Here is a 15,638-nt window from a genome sequence, read left to right as displayed (position 1 = left end):
ATTTTGCCAGCGTAGCATGAAAATATTTTCGCCTGCCATATCCAGACTGGCCCGGCTTCGGCTCTGGCAAATAGAAGAATGGGTTAATGACCCCATCGCAGCCCAGCGCGAAGTGCTACAGGAACTGGTCACCTCAGCACAGTATACCGTCTTTGGAAGGCAATATGGTTTCAACCACCTCTTTAATATAAGAACCTTTAAACAAACTGTTCCGGTTCACGAATACGAAGATCTTAAGCCCTACATAGACAGGATGATGGGTGGTGAAGACCATGTTCTCTGGAACACCCCTATCCGCTGGTTCGCCAAAAGCAGCGGTACAACAACTGATAAAAGTAAATTCATCCCCGTTGGTGAAGAAAGCCTGGAAGAGAACCATTACCAGGGCGCAAAGGACGTGCTCACCTTGTATTATGGTTATAACCCTGATTCCGATCTCTTATCGGGAAAAGGATTGGTGATTGGGGGCAGCCACCAGGTAAGCCAGGTTAGTGAAGAGATAAATTTCGGAGACCTCAGCGCCGTACTATTACAAAATTCACCCTTCTGGGGAAGCTGGATAAGAACGCCGGAACTATCTATAGCGCTTATGGACGAATGGGAATCCAAGATCGAACAACTTGCTCTTGCTACTATTCCTGAAAACGTTACATCCATATCAGGGGTTCCCACCTGGACGCTGGTATTAATGAAGCGTATACTCGAAATGACTGGCAAATCCTCTATTTCAGAGATCTGGCCCAACCTCGAACTGTATATGCATGGCGGGGTTTCTTTTGTACCCTACCGCGAACAGTTCAGAAAAATTATCGGTAAGGATATCCACTTCCTTGAAATGTATAATGCCAGTGAAGGATTCTTTGCTGCGCAGGATAGTCCTGATTCGGACGGCATGTTACTCTTTACCCGTCATGGTATATTTTATGAATTCATGCCCATTGAAGAATATGGAAAGAAATTTCCGCATACTGTTGGATTGGGAAAAGTGGAAACAGGAAAAAACTACGCTGTCATAATCAGTACCTCCGGCGGCTTATGGCGATATATTATTGGTGACACTATCCAGTTTACAACACTTGCACCTTACCGCGTTAAGGTAAGCGGCCGGCTAAAACATTATATCAATGCTTTTGGGGAAGAGGTGATTGTTGACAACAGCGACAAAGCCGTGGCAGCCGCCGCCGAAAAAACCGGTGCCGCTGTTATTGATTATACTGCTGCACCCGTCTACTTCAGCGATGAGGGTAACGGCGCCCATGAATGGCTGATCGAATTTGAAAAAGAACCCGCCGATCTTTCTCTGTTCGCCTATGAACTGGATTCAGCACTTAAAAACCTGAACAGTGATTATGAAGCTAAGAGACATAAAGATATTGCCCTGCGCATGCCCGTTATACACGCGGTAAGAAAGGGACTCTTCAATGAATGGCTTCGCTTCAAAGGCAAACTGGGAGGGCAGCATAAAGTGCCAAGGCTCTCCAATGATCGAAGCATCATAGAAAATATCCTTTCAATGGCCTAGTTTTGCCACCACATAAAAACTCGATCACATGAAATTACTCGATAATAAAGTTGCCATCGTAACGGGTGCAGCCCGTGGCATAGGAGAAGGTATCGCTATTAAACTGGCGGAGCAGGGTGCGCATATCGCCTTCACCTATGTAAGTGAAGGCAGTGCAGCAAAAGCAGCGGCATTGGAAGAGAAATTGAAGTCGATGGGGGTTAATGCCAAAGCATACAGAAGCAATGCAGCGAACTTTGAAGAGTGTGAAACTTTCGTGAACGATGTTCTCAAAACCTTCGGATCTATTGATATATGCGTGAATAATGCCGGCATCTCTAAAGACAACCTCTTACTTCGCATGACGCCTGATCAGTGGGATGATGTTATGCTCACCAATCTTAAAAGTGTATACAATATGACCAAGCAGGTCATTCGCCCGATGATGAAAGCCAAATCAGGAAGTATCATCAATATGAGCTCAATCATTGGTATCAGGGGCAATGCAGGCCAGAGCAGCTATGCAGCATCTAAAGCTGGTATCATTGGGTTCACAAAATCAATTGCCCAGGAGCTGGGCAGCCGCAATATCCGATGCAATGCTATCGCTCCCGGCTTTGTTGAAACAGATATGACTCATTACCTGAAAGAAGGTGCTGGTGCTGATGAATTCCTTAAGAAGATTCCTCTTGGCAGATTTGGTACAACAGAAGAAATAGCCAATGTTACCCTTTTCCTTGCCAGCGATATGAGCTCTTATATGACAGGCCAGGTATTAAGTACATGCGGTGGACTGAATATTTAATACATCAGTTCCTTAACTTTTTCCTTGTCTTCTTTTTCTTTGTCGAGGTCAAACATAGTTCCAAAAACATGGTCCCAGATGGTTGTGCTTACGCCAAAACCCTGGTGATCATTTTTATAATGATGCAGGTGATGATTCCTCCACAATGGCTTCATCCATTTAAAAGGAGGATTCCATGCATGAATGGCATAATGCATACTGCCATACATTAAATAGCCCAACATAAATCCAGGGAAAAAAGAGAAGGCAAGCGATCCTATAACCAGGTATTGCAAAGAGAAAATTATAGATGCAATTATGAGACTTGGAACTGGTGGCATGAATAGCCTTTCTTTATCTCTGGGAAAATGATGATGGTTACCATGCAATACATAAATGATTCTTTGGGCACGTTCATTTTCTGCAACCATATGGAATATCCAGCGGTGCATGATATATTCAAAGAATGTCCAGAAAAACATACCTCCCACAAATAGAAGGCTCATTTGAAATATGCTGTAATTATCATGTTGTAAACCATACCAGGGAAACCCTATTATTATCGGAAGATACATCCCCCAGATCACCAGCGGATGGGTTTTGGTAAGCATCTCCAGATACTGGTTCCGGAACAATTGAGCCTGGCCCTTATTGTGTATCTTTTCAAATTTCATAGTATCCTAGTTCAGGGCAAAAATACGAAAATCCCTGCTCTTTCTTTTCCTTCCTGATTCATACTGGTAAACCATTTCCCCTATTTCCCTGAAATAACGGTAACCAACTCCCTCATATTCATATTTATCGTCATTAAGAACTCCGTCACTATTCACATAAATTACGCCACTCAAGATAAATTCAACACCCTTTTCTTTATCAACGATATAGGCTACCTCCGTCAAAAATCCATATGACCAGCCGGACTTATTATAGCTTCTGATGGATGCCGGTATAGGTTGCTTTCCATCCCGGAAAAAAAAGAATTTGGTATAACTGTTAAAAAACTCCGTTGTATCATAAACAGGAGAACTACTTTCCGATGGGAGTTGCTGCATGCAGGATCGAAGGAATTCACGGTCGTCTTCATCTATGCGGAAACGCTTATCGGACGCTACTGAATTTGGGAATAAAACCGACTGAAGTATCTGACGCAGATGATCTAACGGCATATTATTATGTGTCGTGAAATCCATTGGACGATGTATTAGTGAATCATTGCGGTCATAATGCACATTTCCTATTAAGATCTTCTTACTGAAATCAAATGGTTTCGGGTTATAGGCTGCTGGCTGGTGAAAAATCAATTTACCCTCAGCATCCAGGAAGCGGATCGCATTGGTATGGCGGTTCTCCTCTTCATTCATTGGTACGAAGCGACGCGTTATCCTGCTATGCCGGTAGCCCATCTCCTGCAACCTCCTATTGATCGTTTCCTGTCCTACAAACTCATAAAGCCTGTTATATGCATCATTATCACTCACTATAAAGATCTTTTTTATATAATGAGCTATTGAGGGTTTCCCATCAGCCGCACTGGTATCTGCAAGAACCTGGGTCTGCCGGCAACAGGAACTATCTGTCAACATAGTGCTGTTTCTATTTATCCCATATTTTTTCAGCGGGCTTAGCTTTTCAAGTGCAAGAATTGCTACAGGCAGTTTAACCATGGAGGCTGGATTGAAATATTCATTTGCATCCACACGCAGGTATTGTGAGCGGAACCTGGGTTGGTTAGCCCTGTTCCGATCAATACGTGTATATATTAATTGATACCGGTAGGTATCGGGATTGTCAAGGATCCCCTTCAGGAAGGGGCTGGCTCTTTCCCTTATAAATTTCTCTAAACCTCGGTTATGCCGTGTTTGAGCATGGCCGCTTAAACCCGGAAATAAAAAGACAATAAATAGTAAGACTATAGAGCGCATAGCGGAAAGATAAATATTCCCGCTATTTTTGACCACTCTAAAAATGCCTGCATATGAAGCTTGTTTCTTACCTGCGTGATGGTCATGATCAATTAGGAATTTATGTGGATGGTTACCTCTATGACATGGAGATGCTACACCCCGAATTGCCCGGCAACATGAATATGTTTCTGCAATATTGGGAAGAATCCTTTCCTGTTGCGCTTATGGCAGAACGAATGGTTAAAGAAGGAAGGATCACAAAAGAAAAAGGCTTCCCCATTGATGAGGCATACCTTCTGGCACCGGTTCCATTTCCTACTTCATGCCGCGATGGATATGCGTTCCGTCAACATGTTGAATCAGCAAGACGTAATCGCAGTGCTCCCATGATTCCTGAGTTTGACCAGTATCCCATTTTTTACTTTACCAATCATGGTAGTATACAGGGGCCCGGTGAGGTCATCTGCATGCCCGATCATTTTGAAAAACTTGATTTTGAACTGGAGGCTGCTGTGGTTATTTGTAAAGCCGGACGAAACATCAAAGCCTCTGAGGCAGATGAATATATTGGCGGACTCATGATCATGAATGATATCAGCGCGCGGAGATTGCAGATGGAGGAGATGCTGCTGAACCTTGGCCCCGCCAAAGGAAAAGACTTCTGTACTGTTATTGGTCCATGGCTTGTTACCCCCGATGAGTTGGAGCAATTTGAAATACCTGCAAAAGAAAACCATACAGGAAAGCGCTGGAACCTTCGCATGCAATGCCGGGTAAATGGTGTTCAGGTTAGCGATGGCAATCTTGGTGATATGGACTGGACCTTCGCGGAAATCATTGAACGCTGTTCTTATGGCGTTACCATGCATCCTGGTGATGTAATAGGAAGTGGAACGGTGGGTACTGGATGTTTTCTTGAGCTGAATGGCACGGGCAAACTCAATGATCCCAACTACACTGAACAATGGTTGAAAGAAGGTGATGTTGTTGAACTGGAGATTGATGGCCTCGGCATTCTGACAAATACTATCGTTGCCGAACCAACTGACCACTCCATACTCGCACTCAAGAAAACGATACAGCAATAAAATATTGATTATGCAGATCGATCTGAATGACCTGAACCCCATGATGAAGCAACAGTGGTTGCAGCATGCGGTAGCCCCAAGGCCCATCTGTTTCGCTTCCACCATCAGCCCTAAGGGAGAAGTGAACCTGAGCCCTTTTTCTTTCTTCAACCTCTTCTCTACCAATCCGCCGATATTGATCTTCTCTCCTTCCAGAAGAGTACGTGATAATAGTATCAAGCATACTCTTGAAAATGTTTATGAGATCCCTGAAGTAGTGATCAACATAGTGGATGAAGAAATGGTTCAACAGGTTTCACTGGCCAGTTGCGAATATCCCCGCGGCACCAATGAATTTATTAAGGCGGGTTTCACAGAAGAACCGGCAACAATTATACGGCCGCCAATGGTTCGCGAAAGCAAAGTGAAGATGGAATGCAGGGTGATCGAAATAAAATCTTTAGGCACAGAAGGTGGGGCTGGTAACCTGGTGATATGTGAAGTGCTTCGCATGCACGTAAACGATAGTATACTTAATGAAGACGGAAGTATGATTGACCAAAGAAAATTGCATCATATTGCCAGGCTGGGTGGAAACTGGTACAGCAAAGTAGATCCATCCAATCTTTTTGAAGTTGAGAAGCCCAATGTAAAACTTGGGATAGGCATAGATGTGCTACCAGAAACAATTCGTACCAGTTCAATTCTTACAGGCAATGAGCTGGCACAATTGGGAAATGTTCACGAAATGCCTGTAGTGGATCCTGCATTCAATGACGATAAACTAAAGAGCATTTTCCAGTACTATGCTGTTAGTCCCGATGATATGGAACGTGAGATCCAGCTGTATGCAAAAGAACTGCTGGCAAAGCATAAAATAGATGAGGCCTGGCAGGTATTGTTATCACTTCCTTAATGGCTAGCCGAACCTTTTGCAGTAATTACTAATGCCTCAGTAATTTTTAGGGGAAAATGCATAATAACGGGAAAAATACCCGGAAGAAACTACGATTTATTACCAAAGGCAAATCTTCTTTTGCCTATTGCCGCATTATTATCAAATAGTCAGTTAACAGTTCGTTTTATCAATTAGATAAGGCCTGGGGTCCTTGCTAGTTTTACACAAGCAATCACCTTAAACCTTATACCATGTTAACCCTCTTATTAATTCTGTATATCAGGAGATATGCCCGAAACCAGGGCGCTGTTCCATTTTTCAACCTGGTATCCGATTTTATACATCGCCGCGGCCGCCATCTTATTATACTTCTGCTTTTATTTTTATCTCCTACAGTCACCATGCAGGGCCAGCGTATCCAACGCACTTACCAGGCCCTGCATAATGGTAAAGAAGTTGGCGAAATGGTTTTCACCCAGGAAGCGAGAGATAATATGGTTAACTATAACCTTGTTTCCTCCATCGCCGCAACCATGTTATTCAGGATCACCGTTCAGTCCAATGAAGAAGCAAGTTTCGAAAATGAAAGCCTGGTGCAGTCATCCATTCATCGGAAAGTTAATGGCCAGGTAAAATTGAACCACGCAATAAGCCGCCGGAAGGATGGCTATTTTCTTCAGAAAAAATCATCCGCCGAAAAGCTTAACCTTCCAGAGATAAGTTTCAATATCCTGAAACTATATGCACAGGAACCATTCCGCATCAGGGAAGTATTCTCTGATACCTACAGCAGGATGATCAGTATATCACAGGTGGCCGCTGATTGCTATGCCATCAGACTTCCCAATGGAACCACCTGCAGGTATTATTACAAAGATGGCATCTGCACCCGTATGGTAACTGAAGGTTCTTTGTATACCATTTCCTTTAATCTTAAATAAGCCAAAAATGGAAGCCTATAATATTAGTGACATTATCAAAAAAGATAGTCGCGGTGACGGTTATGTCCAGTTGGTCATGAAACAAATTAAGGGGATAATACTCTTTTCACTCCCGGTCATTCTCTCCTGCCGCTACGCTGATCTTAGGAACATCTATCTTACTCTGCCTGCACTCAGTACCGGCAAATATACCCTGCCTATTGCCCTTGCCGGTGTAGCTGTAGTGGCCGGATATTTTGGTGCTATGCGTTTCCTGCGCGAAAGAAAAAACTGGACATTTCCCCTGCCAGGAAAGAAATCATTATCTATTTATTTTTTCCTGAGGGTAGTACATCTCATCTTGTACGAAGCCTTCTTCCGCGGACTATTGCTCTGGGTGTTTACCTCACTGTTTTCGCTATCTATTTCTATCGGTATCAATGTGCTGCTTTATATGATGGCACATTACGGAGCTAGCCGCAGGATGATCTTAGCCTGTATTCCTGCCGGTATAATTCTGTGTTTAACGAGTTGGCACTTTGGATCTGCAATGCCTGCCATGGTCATTCATGTACTGCTAAGTATCTCCTATGAATTCCTGATCACCTATCATTATTCAACTTATCCCAAAACTATAACCGTATGAAAATCTTTGTCACCGGCGCTACCGGCTATATCGGTAACCAGCTTGCTATCTCATTGGCTAATGAAGGAAATGAAGTTACTGCTTTGGTTAGATCTCCAGAAAAGGAAAATTCACTGCAACATCCTAATATCAGGCTCGTTAGGGGAGACATCACTAATTATGATGCCGTATATAATGCTATGAAACAGGCCCGCCAGGTTTTTCATGTAGCAGGCTATGCGCGCCTCTGGGCACCGGACTGTTCGATCTTTTATACGATTAATGTTGAAGGAACCAGGAATGTGCTGAAAGCGGCTAAAGAACTAGGCGTAACAAAAATGGTTCATACTTCCAGCACGGCTGTTTTTGGTCCCACCGGCAATCGTCCCGCAACAGAAGAATCACCCCGGATTGCTCCTTTCGATAATGATTACGACCTATCAAAGCATCTTGCAGAAAAAGAGGTCATAAAAGCTGCCATCGATGGTTTGGATGTGTGCATCGTGAGTCCATCAAGAGTGTATGGTTATGGAATAAACAGTCCAAGCAATGCCATGACCAATCTCCTTAAAAGAGCATTGTTGAAGGAATGGATCGTGTTGCCTTATGCCCCCAATGCAATCGGTAATTATACATATATCGATGATGTAGTAAGTGGACATATCAATGCCATGCGTTTCGGGAGGGCCGGCGAAAAATACCTGCTGGGTGGAGAAAATAAAATGGTGAGAGAAGTGCTCCACTGTATCAGGCAACTGGTTGAGCAGGTAAACTACATACCCCTCCCGCTGGGAGTACTAAAGGTTTTCAGCCAGCTCCTGCTGCAGTACAAAAAACTCATAAGAGAAGATGCCTTGTTCACGCCATCCTCTCTTGAAAGATATACTTCTAATGCCGCCTTCGATAGTTCTAAGGCATGCCGCGAACTCAACTATTCCATCACCCCTTTTGAATCCGGAATGGCTGAAACCCTTTCATCACTTAAAAAAGATCTGACATGGCTACCCCATATTTCACAATTATAACCGGCGCAAGTGAGGGGCTCGGGAAAGCATTCTCCCTCCATTGCGCTGAGAAAGGAATGAACATGCTTCTGGTTGCATTGCCCGGCAGAGAAATCCATCAGCTGGCAGCACATATCCGGCTGAACTACCCGGTTAAAGTGGTTGTGTTTGAAAAAGATCTCTGCAGCGAAACAGCATGCTGGTCTCTCTTTGAACAGATAATGTTTGGAGGATGGAAGGTTAATATGCTGATCAACAATGCTGGCATTGGTAATACTGTTCTGTTTGCCGATGGCAATATCAATGCCTACCAGCAACTGATCAGGTTGAATATTATGGCAACTACCTTACTCACCCGATTATTCCTTCCAATTCTAAAGGCAAATGGTCCTGCATATATACTCAACGTCAGCAGCCTGGCCTCCTTCTTTCCACTGGCCGACAAACAGGTATATGGAGGTACAAAATCTTATGTCCGTTATTTCTCTATGAGCCTTCGGAAAGAGCTCCGTCACTCAGGCATCAGCGTTACAGTGGTATGCCCCGGTGGAATCAATTCTAACCCTAATCAATATCTTTTATCTAAGTCCGCAAGCTGGCTTACCAAATTGGCCACCATGGATCCGGCGGAAGTTGCTGAAGAATCATTATATGCACTAATGAAAGGCAGGCCGATGATAATCCCAGGAAGGTTAAACCGCATCAGCCTTTGGTTAGATAAGATCATTCCCGACAAGCTGAAAGAAATATTCTCAGCCTACCTGGTAGCACGTAAACCATTACTGGTATCGCCCGTTCCATGCTTCTGTACAAAAAATAAAGATCATGAAAACCTTATACTTTGCCCGGCCGGACTCTGAAAAAGAATGTTACCCTATCATTAGTTCAGGGTATAAAAGATCCAGGCCAACTCTTCCCGAAGGATAATTATCGAAAAGGTTGCCGAGTATATCAGGAATATTATTGGAATAATTTTTAACAATGGTATTGCTTGATCCGATCCATTCAAGGAAAGAACCATGGAAATTATTATCAAGTGCAGGAACTACAGTTACACCCATCTTTTCTAAGGCAGCAGCATTACATTTTTGCTCATACTGTCCGCCAATAGGAATAACCATCAGCTTCTTACCGAGGTGCATTACTTCCGCAGGCGTCTCAAATCCTGCGCCGGTGATCACACCATAGGAGTTTATCATGCTTTCATTGAACAGCCTTTGGCTTACAGGCATCAATTTTACATTGCCAATTGTTACCGGTGTTTTCACATTTTTCGAAAACAATTCAAAATTAAAATTTGATAATCTTGCAAACTCTGCAGTTAATACTTCATCGCCATAAGCTGAAAGATAAACTGTTATATGTCCCTTATTACGCGGTTTTGATTCTAATATCTCCTTCTTAATTACCGGTTCATAGATGAAATCATCATATCGCTCAAAATGAAGTCCCATATACTGCGAAGCCCTTGCATAATTTTTTAAAAGGAACTCACCCATTATCTCTTTCTGGGCGGGCCGCGGTACCAGGTCTGAATAAAATGAAGCCTGGTGACCAAAATTGACGGATGGGATCTTTCTGAATGCACAAGCGATGGAAGTAATGCATTCAAAATCGTTTATGATAACATCGTAATTCTGTACAGGCAATTCACGCGCTGCTTTTATTATTCCCGGAAAATTTAATTGACTGACGATCTTACCATATTGAAGTCCTCCATTCTTTGAATAAAAAAGACTCAAACCCTTGCTCCTGTATTTTACTGGCAGATCATGCTTCAGCTGGCTATTTGCACCACTCAGGAAAACATCAACAAGTCCATATCGTTGCAGATACGGAACTAACTCCGTGGCTCTAGAAATATGCCCGTTGCCGGTTGCCTGAACAGAATAAAGGATCTTCATGGCTAATTACTTATTTCTTTATCAAGTGTGTTATCCCACTAATGAATTCACATAAAAATTCACTTCGTCCGTTACAACATTTATTACAGGCTGAACATGTTCATGCCTGGTATCAGCAAATTCCTTTTCATCATACTGATAAATATGCCAATCGTTGTGTTGAAATTCAAGAGCGGTCATATGCTCCACCCAATCACCCGAATTGAGATACATAACGCTGCCTGTTTCTGTTTCTACCATTCTTTTCTGTGGCTGATGAATATGCCCGCAGATCACATAATCATATTTCTTTTCAATGGCTATCTCTGCCGCTGTCATCTCGAAATCATTGATACGGGTAACAGCACGGTTTACTCCCGCCATTACAGCTTTCGATAAGGAGATGCGTTCCCGTCCAATCATTTTCATCAGGAAATTGATAAACCTGTTCAGCAGTATCAGGAATCCATAACCGCTGCTTCCTAGCTTGGCCCAGAATTTTGCCGATCCTCTTGTTGTATTATCAAATACATCACCGTGGAAAATCCAGGTCATTTTACTATTTATCTCCACCACCAGTTTATCTGTAAGCTGAAAATTTCCCACCTGTATATCACAATATTTCCGCATTATCTCATCATGGTTACCGGTGATATAGATGACCCTCGTTCCATTACTCATCATGCAAAGGATCTCTTTCAAAACGGCCATATGTGCACTGGGGAAATAATGCCGGCTAAATTGCCATCCGTCAATAATATCACCGTTAAGGATCAGCATTTGTGGAGATATGCTCCTGAGATAGTTTAGCAGCTCCCTTGCCTTTGCACCATAAGTGCCAAGGTGGAGGTCTGAAATGACGGCTACATCAAGGCTGCGTTTTTTCATTGGGGATGTTTGGTAAATTTCATTTTATCCTGTTACCTCATTACTACCTAAAGGTTAAGAAATGATGATCATACGCTAAGAAATTGTTATCCCTCCAAATGCGTTATTTTTGCCCATCAAATTTTTGGAAGCATGCAATTATCAGAACAAGAACAGATCCGTAGAGAAAAACTGCAGCAACTGCAGGCGCTGGGAATAGACGCCTTCCCTGCCGCACTTTTTCCCGTTAATACCAATGCCTCCTATATCAGGGAACACTATAAAGGAGAAGAGAATAAAGCTGATTTCACTGAGGTTTGCCTTGCAGGCCGCATCATGAGCATCCGCGACATGGGTAAGGCAAGCTTTGCCGTGCTGCAGGATAGCACAGGCCGCATCCAGATTTATGTTCGTCGCGATGATATATGCCCCGGCGAAGACAAGAGCTTATATGACAATGTTTGGAAACACCTCGCTGATATAGGCGACATTTTCGGGATAAAGGGTTTTGTATTTACAACAAAAACCGGTGAAACATCTGTTCACGTTCAGGAATTAACTCTCCTCACAAAAGCCCTGAAACCACTGCCGGTGGTGAAAGAAGCCGAGGGACAAACATTTGATGCCGTTACAGATCCGGAGTTCAAATACCGCCAGCGTTATGCCGACCTTGTCATCAATCCCCAGGTTCGTGAAACGTTTGTGAAGCGAACCAAAATGATCAATACTATCCGCGAGTTCCTTAATGAACGTGGTGCACTGGAAGTGGATACACCTGTTCTCCAGGCCATTCCAGGCGGTGCAGCGGCACGCCCTTTCGTTACCCATCATAATGCCCTGGATGTTCCATTCTATTTACGTATTGCCAATGAGCTCTATCTCAAACGTTGCATAGTTGGTGGGTTCGACTGGGTTTATGAGTTCAGCCGAAACTTCCGCAATGAGGGCATGGACCGCACACATAACCCTGAATTCACTGTGCTTGAGTGGTATACAGCCTATAAGGACTATTTCTGGATGATGGAAACAACTGAACAGTTGATGGAGAAATTGGCAATTGCACTGCATGGCACAACAGAACTTACTGTTGGCAGTAAGTCTATCAGCTTCAAAACGCCCTTCAAGCGCATATCTATATTTGATTCAGTAAAAGAAAATATAGGTATCGATATCAGCGAAATGGATGAAGCAGGATTACGTGATGTTTGTAAAGAACTCAAAATAGAAGTAGCACCTAATATCGGCAAAGGAAAATTAATAGACGAGATTTTTGGCGCTACCAGCGAACATACCTACATACAACCAACCTTTATAATGGACTATCCTGTTGAGATGAGTCCGCTTACCAAAAAACATAGAAGCAAAACCGGATTGGTAGAACGCTTCGAGCTGATGATCAATGGAAAGGAAATTGCTAATGCCTATTCTGAATTGAATGATCCCATTGACCAGCGTGAAAGATTTGAGGAGCAGGTGAAACTGATGGAGCGGGGTGATGATGAAGCCATGTTCATTGACCAGGATTTCCTGCGTGCCCTTGAATATGGCATGCCACCCACTGCAGGTATAGGGATTGGAATTGATCGTCTCTGCATGTTGCTAACCAACCAGCCGAGTATACAGGATGTATTACTCTTTCCTCAGATGAGACCTGAAAATTTTGAAGATTAATAAAAAGGGCGCCTCTGATTTAGGCGCCTTTTTATTGCTAACCGGGTTTTTTATACAAATAGGTCGTTCATCAGTTTGTGGTTGGGATTAACAGCATACTTGCTGAAATTATTCACACCTTCGGCCGAAAGCACTTCTTCATCAATGAAAAAATTGCCGCTGCATTCGTGTGATGGTCGCTGCAATATATACCAGGCCGCATCAGCCACTATCTCCGGGGTCCGGCTGCGTTGGATAAGAAAATCACCGCCCAGCAGGTTTTCCACAGCCGCAGTGGCAATGGTTGTTTTGGGCCATAGGGCGTTTGCAGCGATCCGGTGAGGCTTCAGTTCTTCCGCCAGGCCAAACACCACCATGCTCATCCCATATTTACTCATCGTATAAGCCAGGTGCGGCGCAAACCAGCGGGGATCCATATTAAGGGGCGGAGACAGGTTGAGTATATGCGGATTATGCGCATTTTTAAGGTGAGGGATACAAGCTTTAGACACCAGGAAGGTTCCCCTTACATTGATACCATGCATCAGATCCCATCTTTTGGCTTCAGTTTGTTCTGTTGGGGTAAGACTGATAGCACTTGCATTATTAATAAGGATATCAATCCCACCAAATTCCTTAACAGTTGCTTCCACCGCCTGCTGAATACTTTCTTCATAACGAATATCGGCCTGAAGGGGAAGTACTTTCCCTGCCCCTGCCTTTTTGATTTCTTCCGCGGCAGAATAGATCGTGCCGTCAAGTTTTGGATGTGGTTCCACGGTTTTTGCGGCTACAGCAATATTGGCTCCTCCCGCCGCCAGCCGAAGTGCTATTGCCTTCCCGATTCCCCGGCTACCACCTGTTATAAGTACGTTTTTGTTTTGAAACTCCATGTTTTACTGAGGTTTTTGAAGGTTTAACGGATTAATTTTATCTAAAAGCTAACGGAAGTTAGGCGAGTTCTACCAATTTTCACCTCGTAATTCTACGATTTTGCGGGTATTTACCGAAGAGAGAAGATTAAGCATTACTGCTCTTGTTACGTTAGGGTACTGTTAATACTTTTGTTATGTCAGTTGATCGATAACAAATCAACCAGATCCTAAGAAAAAACCATCCCGATGTAAATCGGAAATCCAAAAGATCCTAAACCGAAGAAAGAAGAACCAGATCCTTTAAAAAACCAAAAAGTCCAAGAGTCCGAAAAAAACCAAGTCCTAGTCCAAACCGTTTGTAACTTAAGTCCAAAAAGTTTCAAGTCCAAAGTCCAAAAGATCCAGATCCAAAGAAAAACCAAGAGTCCAAAAATCCGAAGAAAGACCAAATGATTGATTATCATTTAACTGACAGAACGTTTTTAAAATCCTATTTCACGCGATCCAATTCCTAAAGAATGACCGACCGTAAAATTTGTACCTATCGATGACCTAAACCAATGGCTCTGAATCGTACAAAAGCATTAAAGCCCCCGCAGCTCACGCCTTGGGGGCTTTTTAATTTATGCCAGGTTAAGGAAAGGCTTATTCTGAAGAATATCCTCAATTTTCTGCATTACCTCATCAGTAAGAAGCGGCAATATTTCAAGGGCCTTCAGGTTCTCTTCGAGTTGTGGAGCACTGGTTGCTCCCAGTATGGCAGTAGTCACATTTGGATTCCTGATAGTCCAGGCAATCGCCATTCCGCCTACAGATATGCCCAATTCTTTAGCCAGGCCATCCAGCTTACGAAGCTTACCGATCTTCTCTTCCTGTAGCCAGCGGTCCTTCAGCCATTCAAAGCCCTCCAGCCCAAGTCTTGACCCCTCAGGAAAACCAGATAGATATTTTCCCGTAAGAAATCCTGCCGCCAGCGGGCTCCAGATGGTAGTGCCCAATCCCACATTGCGGAATACGGGTAAATAGTCCATCTCCATTTTATAGCGTTCAAACATATTATACTGGGGCTGTTCCATCACCGGCCCTATCAGTCCATATTGCTGCGCCACCCGGTGGGCTTCCATGATCTCGGCTGCACTCCACATACTGGTTCCCCAATAGAGCACCTTGCCCTGGGTTATGAGATTGTGCATGGTCCACACCACCTCTTCAATAGGCACCGCAGGGTCGGGACGGTGGCAGAAATAGAGGTCAAGGTAATCTGTCTGCATCCGGCTAATAGCCTCATGGCAGGCTTCAATAATGTGCTTCCGGCTCAGCCCCGTCTGGTTAGGTTTGCTATCTTTCCGGCTGCCGAAGAAAACCTTAGAAGAGAGAATATAAGAGGTCCGGTCCCAGTTCTTTCCTTTCAGCACGCGACCCATCATTTTTTCACTTTCGCCATGCGCATAGCCCTCCGCGTTATCAAAAAAATTGATGCCTCTGTCATAGGCAATGCCCATCAGCTCATCGGCTTTGCTGTCATCAATTTGCTTATGGAAACTAACCCAGCTTCCAAAACTTAGAACACTTAATTGCAGGCCGGTACGGCCCATGTAACGGTATTGCATACATATTTTTTAGTTGCTGATAAAGTGATTAAAATCGGCGATTTGCAGGT

Annotated in this window: 15 protein-coding genes; 9 read left to right on the top strand and 6 right to left on the bottom strand. The window is 43.6% G+C overall.

What is annotated here, in order from left to right:
• Positions 1 to 16 precede the first annotated feature (16 nt).
• Complete coding sequence (locus HY58_RS09065; protein ID WP_039130727.1) at positions 17 to 1,522, top strand: GH3 auxin-responsive promoter family protein; 1,506 nt, start codon at positions 17 to 19, stop codon at positions 1,520 to 1,522.
• 28 nt (positions 1,523 to 1,550) lie between these two features.
• A complete protein-coding gene (gene fabG / locus HY58_RS09060) occupies positions 1,551 to 2,306 on the top strand; it encodes a 3-oxoacyl-[acyl-carrier-protein] reductase (RefSeq protein WP_039130724.1) in 756 nt (251 codons plus the stop codon).
• Here fabG and HY58_RS09055 read toward each other — a convergent pair.
• Both HY58_RS09055 and HY58_RS09050 read right to left on the bottom strand, forming a co-directional pair.
• Entirely contained in the window at positions 2,303 to 2,959 is a 657-nt protein-coding gene (locus HY58_RS09055; RefSeq protein WP_039130721.1) for a sterol desaturase family protein, read from the bottom strand. The genes fabG and HY58_RS09055 overlap by 4 nt on opposite strands.
• Before the next feature lie 6 nt (positions 2,960 to 2,965).
• The gene (locus tag HY58_RS09050; RefSeq protein ID WP_039130718.1) at positions 2,966 to 4,207 is read right to left on the bottom strand and encodes a serine hydrolase; all 1,242 of its coding nucleotides are present in this window, start codon (positions 4,205 to 4,207) and stop codon (positions 2,966 to 2,968) included.
• Between the two features lie 53 nt (positions 4,208 to 4,260).
• Between HY58_RS09050 and HY58_RS09045 the strand changes: the two genes are divergently transcribed.
• From HY58_RS09045 to HY58_RS09020, 6 genes are all read left to right on the top strand, one after another.
• Positions 4,261 to 5,277, top strand: a complete 1,017-nt coding sequence (locus HY58_RS09045; RefSeq protein WP_039130716.1) for a fumarylacetoacetate hydrolase family protein — start codon at positions 4,261 to 4,263, stop codon at positions 5,275 to 5,277.
• Positions 5,278 to 5,287: 10 nt separating this feature from the next.
• The gene (locus tag HY58_RS09040) at positions 5,288 to 6,172 is read left to right on the top strand and encodes a flavin reductase family protein (RefSeq protein WP_082022107.1); all 885 of its coding nucleotides are present in this window, start codon (positions 5,288 to 5,290) and stop codon (positions 6,170 to 6,172) included.
• Between the two features lie 233 nt (positions 6,173 to 6,405).
• Positions 6,406 to 7,095, top strand: coding sequence for a DUF6134 family protein (locus HY58_RS09035; protein ID WP_039130713.1), 690 nt, complete (start codon positions 6,406 to 6,408; stop codon positions 7,093 to 7,095).
• A 7-nt stretch (positions 7,096 to 7,102) separates the two neighbouring features.
• Positions 7,103 to 7,720: a CPBP family intramembrane glutamic endopeptidase gene (locus HY58_RS09030; protein WP_039130711.1), complete on the top strand. Its 618-nt coding sequence runs from the start codon at positions 7,103 to 7,105 to the stop codon at positions 7,718 to 7,720.
• Positions 7,717 to 8,724 carry an NAD-dependent epimerase/dehydratase family protein gene (locus HY58_RS09025; RefSeq protein WP_039130708.1) on the top strand — a complete coding sequence of 336 codons (1,008 nt, stop codon included), beginning with the start codon at positions 7,717 to 7,719 and terminating at the stop codon, positions 8,722 to 8,724. The genes HY58_RS09030 and HY58_RS09025 overlap by 4 nt, the downstream gene beginning before the upstream one ends.
• Complete coding sequence (locus tag HY58_RS09020; protein WP_052323978.1) at positions 8,697 to 9,563, top strand: SDR family oxidoreductase; 867 nt, start codon at positions 8,697 to 8,699, stop codon at positions 9,561 to 9,563. Before HY58_RS09025 ends, HY58_RS09020 begins: the two co-directional genes overlap by 28 nt.
• Before the next feature lie 9 nt (positions 9,564 to 9,572).
• Here HY58_RS09020 and HY58_RS09015 read toward each other — a convergent pair whose 3' ends face one another.
• Both HY58_RS09015 and HY58_RS09010 read right to left on the bottom strand, forming a co-directional pair.
• Entirely contained in the window at positions 9,573 to 10,607 is a 1,035-nt protein-coding gene (locus HY58_RS09015) for a glycosyltransferase family protein (protein ID WP_039130704.1), read from the bottom strand.
• Between the two features lie 30 nt (positions 10,608 to 10,637).
• Positions 10,638 to 11,474 carry a UDP-2,3-diacylglucosamine diphosphatase gene (locus tag HY58_RS09010; protein ID WP_039130702.1) on the bottom strand — a complete coding sequence of 279 codons (837 nt, stop codon included), beginning with the start codon at positions 11,472 to 11,474 and terminating at the stop codon, positions 10,638 to 10,640.
• A 132-nt stretch (positions 11,475 to 11,606) separates the two neighbouring features.
• On the opposite strand from HY58_RS09010, the gene lysS reads away from it, so the two are divergent.
• Positions 11,607 to 13,124 carry a lysine--tRNA ligase gene (lysS, locus tag HY58_RS09005; protein WP_039130700.1) on the top strand — a complete coding sequence of 506 codons (1,518 nt, stop codon included), beginning with the start codon at positions 11,607 to 11,609 and terminating at the stop codon, positions 13,122 to 13,124.
• Positions 13,125 to 13,174: 50 nt separating this feature from the next.
• Here lysS and HY58_RS09000 read toward each other — a convergent pair whose 3' ends face one another.
• A complete protein-coding gene (locus HY58_RS09000) occupies positions 13,175 to 13,996 on the bottom strand; it encodes an NAD(P)-dependent oxidoreductase (protein WP_039130698.1) in 822 nt (273 codons plus the stop codon).
• Between the two features lie 605 nt (positions 13,997 to 14,601).
• Positions 14,602 to 15,588 carry an aldo/keto reductase gene (locus tag HY58_RS08990; RefSeq protein WP_039130691.1) on the bottom strand — a complete coding sequence of 329 codons (987 nt, stop codon included), beginning with the start codon at positions 15,586 to 15,588 and terminating at the stop codon, positions 14,602 to 14,604.
• Positions 15,589 to 15,638 lie beyond the last annotated feature (50 nt).

The organism is Flavihumibacter sp. ZG627 (genome assembly GCF_000814325.1).
Lineage (GTDB): Bacteria > Bacteroidota > Bacteroidia > Chitinophagales > Chitinophagaceae > Flavihumibacter.
The sequence above is the reverse complement of the archived record's forward strand: the minus strand, read 5'-3'. Positions and strand labels throughout refer to the sequence as shown.